This is a genomic window from Halorubrum sp. FL23, from assembly GCF_052439115.2.
Classification (GTDB): domain Archaea; phylum Halobacteriota; class Halobacteria; order Halobacteriales; family Haloferacaceae; genus Halorubrum; species Halorubrum persicum.
The window spans coordinates 1-5098 of the sequence record NZ_JBQVRO020000041.1 but is presented as its reverse complement, the minus strand read 5'-3'; the positions used below and the strand labels follow the sequence as shown (position 1 = coordinate 5098).

5 protein-coding genes are annotated in these 5098 nt (G+C 55.5%); 3 read left to right on the top strand and 2 right to left on the bottom strand.

Going from position 1 to position 5098, the window contains the following annotated elements; genetic code table 11:
- Positions 1-252: 252 nt before the first annotated feature.
- Positions 253-717 carry a hypothetical protein gene (locus ACT4MF_RS18675; protein ID WP_256419332.1) on the bottom strand — a complete coding sequence of 155 codons (465 nt, stop codon included), beginning with the start codon at positions 715-717 and terminating at the stop codon, positions 253-255.
- A 278-nt stretch (positions 718-995) separates the two neighbouring features.
- Complete coding sequence (locus tag ACT4MF_RS18670; protein WP_444683768.1) at positions 996-1973, bottom strand: bile acid:sodium symporter family protein; 978 nt, start codon at positions 1971-1973, stop codon at positions 996-998.
- A gap of 190 nt (positions 1974-2163) precedes the next feature.
- On the opposite strand from ACT4MF_RS18670, the gene ACT4MF_RS18665 reads away from it, so the two are divergent.
- From ACT4MF_RS18665 to ACT4MF_RS18655, 3 genes are all read left to right on the top strand, one after another.
- On the top strand, positions 2164-3615 hold the full coding sequence (locus tag ACT4MF_RS18665; RefSeq protein WP_444683769.1) for a lamin tail domain-containing protein: 1452 nt from the start codon (positions 2164-2166) through the stop codon (positions 3613-3615).
- Positions 3612-3893, top strand: coding sequence for a DUF3006 domain-containing protein (locus tag ACT4MF_RS18660; protein ID WP_444683770.1), 282 nt, complete (start codon positions 3612-3614; stop codon positions 3891-3893). Before ACT4MF_RS18665 ends, ACT4MF_RS18660 begins: the two co-directional genes overlap by 4 nt.
- Positions 3894-4624: 731 nt before the next feature.
- Positions 4625-5098, top strand: a 474-nt coding sequence (locus ACT4MF_RS18655; protein WP_444683771.1) for an AAA family ATPase, incomplete at its 3' end; no start/stop codon positions are given.

The following is a 5098-nucleotide window of genomic DNA, read 5'->3' as shown; positions in this document are numbered from 1 at the left end:
CGAGACACCCGGATAAACCGGCAATCCCTGTAGATCCGAGTAAGAATGAGCGTCGTTTCACTAATTCAGGATACAGTAGTTGAGAATAAGTGTTTTCGGGAGAAATAAAATTCCAAAATGGACAAGTACTCTGTGACCGGATTCAATACGCAAGCGCGATCTTGCGGTTGATTCAGCCGCACAACCCCGGAAGTATTGTCTGTAGATCGGTTAGTACTGGGTATATACGTCACATCACCACCGGAATAGTTGTTATATAATGCCCGGATAGGTGGATGGATCGTCGCGCCGGAGTTGTCGGTATAGTGCGCCGATACCGTAGGCAGCACTACCAAGGAAGACTCCGGCAAGAATTCCATACTGAATGCCAGCTTCAATACCCCACATAAGTTCTCCTTCTGGCCCTAGGTAAATATCTACACTTCTGATGGTACGGTACTGGGAAGAGTCATCCCACCGAAGGTATCCGAGAAGAGGTGGAAACACAGCGCGCCAGAAGATAGCAGAGAAGACGGAAACCTGTGCTATCAACAATCCACCGCACTTGACTCCAGCATACAGCGCGACCGTAGACATACACAGCGTGAGGAGCGTGCCAGACGCGAACTCAACGCCCACGCTGAACCCAAGAGAAAAGATAGCCAGTAGGAGGGCTGTTGCCATGAGTGTATAGATAAAAAAAGGAGATTCACCAATGAGGAGGGATCGATAACGCATAACAGCAAATCCTCAATACAGCGATATAAATGTCCTCCTCGTGAAATAGTCACGACGATGGCGGGGTCAACTAACTAGATGAGTACGGCTCTTTGTAACCATCTGTTCCTGCGAAGAATATGACTGAGGAAGAAGACTTCAATAGAGCCGACCAATTCGCACTCTTCAACGACTAGCTGTTTCAGTTAAGAAAATGTCTGAAGAATAGGATTTCAACAAAGACACCTCATAGAAGATGCCAGCCGTTGTTTGGATATCCGATCACTCGCCAGCAGCGATCAATCCGCCGTTACAGGACCGTTAGCGGCCCGGTCGTCGCTCCATGTGAAGTAGCTCGCGAGCGCGGGGCCACTAACGTTGTGCCAGACGCTGAACAGCGCGGGGATGAGCGCGGCAGCTGGATCGAACAGCGACGCCGCGAGCGCTACCGCGAGGCCGCTGTTCTGGAGGCCGACCTCGAAGGCAGTCGTCCGGACGCGGTCCGGGGACATGCCGAACGCGCGGCCAACGCCGTAGCCTGCACCGAGGCCGATGCCGTTGTGGAGGACAACTGCCGCCAGCACGAGCGCGCCCGCAGTAAGGATGTTGTCGACGTTCGCACCGACGACCCCCGCAACGATGGCGACGATGGCGGCGACGCTGATCACAGGGAAGACATCGACGCCGACCTCCGCGGCCTTCGGCGAGTAGCGGTCAAGGACGTACCGAATCCCGAACCCGAGCAAGACCGGGATGATGACGATCTGGACGATGCTGGTGAACATCTGCATGAACGTCACGTCGATGCTCTCTCCGAGGATGAACAGCGTCCACGCAGGCATCACGATGGGTGCCGCAAGCGTCGTCACCGTCGTGATGGCAACGGAGAGTGCAACATCACCACGGCCGAGGTACGTCATCACGTTCGACGCCGTGCCGCCGGGCGCCGCGCCGACGAGGATGAGCCCGACACCGATTGCGTCCGGCAGGTCGAAGAGGAGGTAGAGTGCGTACGCCGCCAACGGCATCACCAGCCACTGCGTGACCGCGCCGATGCCGACATCACCGGGGCGCTCGACGAGCCGCTGGAAGTCCTCGGGCTGGAGGGTCAACCCCATCCCGAGCATGATGATTCCGAGTAAGGGGTTGACGTAGTCCAGCACCGGGACGAACGAGGTCGGGTAGACGAGCGCGATGCCCGCCGCCGCGATCACCCAGACGACGAAGTACTTGCTCGCAACCTGTGCCGCCCGCGAAATTCCACCACTGACGCTCATACGAACATCGCACCGGTCCGCGGAAAGAAAGCTTCCCCTACCGGCAGAATTGTGGGACATCTCCTCATCTCGATGTGACCAGCGACTTCCTCACCCGCCGTGAAAAACCACTAGCGACGGTGCTTTGTACAGCCGTTCGAGAGCCACCTACAAGGGGTAAGACTAACTCGACAGTTGGTGACACAACGGTATGTCTCGGAGACGGTGTCTTGGACTGGTGGCGGTCGGTATACTCGTGGTTCTCGCAGGCTGTGCGGGCGTCGTCGACGACGGTGGGGGGCAAGGACCGACGATCGACACGGACGGCGACGTCGGGAGTGAGACGAACGTCACGACGCCGGACGGTGAGCTCACGGTCTACATGTTGAACGTCGGGCAAGGCTCAAGCACACTCATCATCGGGCCGACCGGCGAGACGATCCTTATCGACTCCGGCGACTGGCGGGATGACGGCGAGGGCGTGATCAACTTCCTCGAAGCGAAAGACATCACCCGAATCGACCACCTCGTCACCTCACACGCGGATGCCGACCATATTGGTGGACACGCGGCGATCATCGACCACTTTGAAACGACCGGCGACGGCGTCGGCGCGGTGTACGACCCCGGAATCGCGTCGAGCTCGGCGACCTATGAGTCGTACCTTGATGCGATCGAGAACCACGACGTGACCCTGTATCAGACGTACGCCGGCGACACGATCGACGTCGAGGGCGTCGACGCGCAGGTGCTTGCACCACCCGAGGGATACCTCGCGAACGGCGATCGCAACGAGAACAGCCTCGTGCTCCATCTCCAGTACGGCAACTCCAGCTTCCTGCTGCCCGGTGACGGCGAGACGGAGAGCGAGGAATACCTCGTCGAGACGTACGGTCATGAACTGAACGCGACCGTCCTCGCCGTGGGCCACCACGGGAGTCGGTCGAGCACGAGTGAATCGTTCCTCGAGACGGCTTCGCCACGCGTTGCGGTCGTGTCGAGCGCGTACGACTCTCAGTACGGACACCCTCATGAGGAAGTGCTCACGCGCCTCGATCAGCGATCGGTGCCGACGTTCTGGACCGGGACACATGGGAACGTTCGCTTGACCAGTAACGGATCGGCAATCAGGGTCGCGACGCAGCGGGACGCGCCGACGGACGCGGTTGCGCTTCGAGACGGCGAGCCGATATCGACTGCTGCTGATGCCGGCTTCACCGATCGGGTCGTAATTCCGACGTCTGGAACGGCTGCGCCGGTGACGCCCGACGACGACGCATCCGATAGCTCCACACCGGAGGCAAATGACTCCACGGCAGGCGATACGAATACGTCACTCTCGATCGCCGAGATCCACGCCGACGCCGATGGAAACGACAACGAGAATCTGAACGACGAATATGTCGTTCTCGAAAACACGGGGCAGACGACACTCGATCTGTCTGGGTGGACCGTGTCGGATAGTGCCGATCACACCTACACGATCCCACGTGGCGTCGAGCTCACCGCTGGAGCGCAGGTCGTGGTTCACACAGGACGTGGCACGGACACAGCGACTGACCTCTACTGGGGTCGGTCGTCGGCGGTCTGGAACAATGGTGGGGATACAGTTATTCTCACGGACGGGTCAGGAACAGTCGTCACCGAGGAATCGTACTCATGACGACACACTTCGTCGGCGTTATCGACCGGTTTGAGGACGATATCGCAGTGGTCCTGCTCGAACAGGACGGCGACGTCGTCGACGAACAGGGTATCGATCGGGACGACCTCCCAGCAGGTGGGGATCACGTCGATGCGGTCTTCCAGATAACGAGGGATGATAGCGGAGCGATTCAGGAGCTAGAGTACGACGCCGAAACAACACGCACCCGAAAAGACCGGGCACAGTCACGGTTTGACCGACTTGCTGAACGGCTACCGACCGACGACGAGTCCTAGATGGATCGATCGTAGCCGCCTTCTCCAACTTCACGGATTGTAGACGGTACCACACACACCCCGGGTGTCGAGTGTAAATGGCTCACGGTGGCTGTCTGAGCCCGGCTAACCGTTGGCTAGAGGATAGAGTAATGCGAATAACACGGAGATACAGACTGTAAACAGCTCAGATACTGATTCAATGATAGATATTAATCAGCTAACAGGCCGTCGAGATAGCTCGTCGTCTTCGCTTTGTTTCTGCTTATAAAGAAAACATCTTTGCTGCCTATAACTGTCTATAACAGCTTGTAACACCTAATGTCACTTCTTCTATTTCCTATATAATAAAATATATAAATGGTTTATAGATAGTAGTAGTGAGACTACTACAAAACACGGACTGAAGAGTTTTCAACCGGGAATATAGCATCTGACAGCCCCACATGTATCATAAACTCCCGAGTACCAACCTATCGTTTCATCAGTTTACACTCGACACCCGGGGTGTGTGTCTTCGCTCAACAATCAAAATCAATGCGAACCCATCGATGTTACACTCGACGCCCGGGGAGAGAACTGATATCTCCTCATCTCGAAGTACACTCTGCTATTCCTCTTTTTTAGACTCTATTAACCGTGTATTTCAGCATTTACACTCGACGGGTGGTGTGTGATTGAGACATAGTTTTATATACTTCACCGACCGTCGTGTGTAACATGAGGCGGACGTTTGGAGGTCGACTATTCAAATGAGTAACGAGAAGCAGAGTTCACTCACAGCAATTTGGGAAAGCGACGATCCAGTTTTTGCTGATAAAGAACTTCTCGACATCGAGCATATTCCAAATGAAGAGCGTATTATTGGTCGCGAGGATGAAATATCGAACCTTGCCAACAGTATTCATCCCGCAATCAGAGGTGGGAAGCCTAGAAATACCCTGATCTACGGAAAGACGGGGACGGGAAAAAGTCTCGTTGCCAAGCACGTCACTCAAAGTGCTGAAAACTTCGCTCACGAGCAGGATACGAGACTTAATCGTGCATATATCGACTGTACGCAAGCAACGACAGAAACACAGGTGGTTATCAAGCTTGCTCGAACATTTAACCGACCAGATGAAACCGATATCTCTGTACCACTTTCTGGAGGGTGTCATAGAACGAGTAGCACACCAAAGAGCAGGGTGAATGCTGAGGTGGATGAGCTCAGCGACCCTGCAAGA

Coding starts and splice junctions, on each gene's coding strand:
- ACT4MF_RS18675 (WP_256419332.1), bottom strand. CDS start 717: ATGCGTTATCGATCCCTCCTCATTGGTGAATCTCCTTTTTTTATCTAT.
- ACT4MF_RS18660 (WP_444683770.1), top strand. CDS start 3,612: ATGACGACACACTTCGTCGGCGTTATCGACCGGTTTGAGGACGATATC.
- ACT4MF_RS18670 (WP_444683768.1), bottom strand. CDS start 1,973: ATGAGCGTCAGTGGTGGAATTTCGCGGGCGGCACAGGTTGCGAGCAAG.
- ACT4MF_RS18665 (WP_444683769.1), top strand. CDS start 2,164: ATGTCTCGGAGACGGTGTCTTGGACTGGTGGCGGTCGGTATACTCGTG.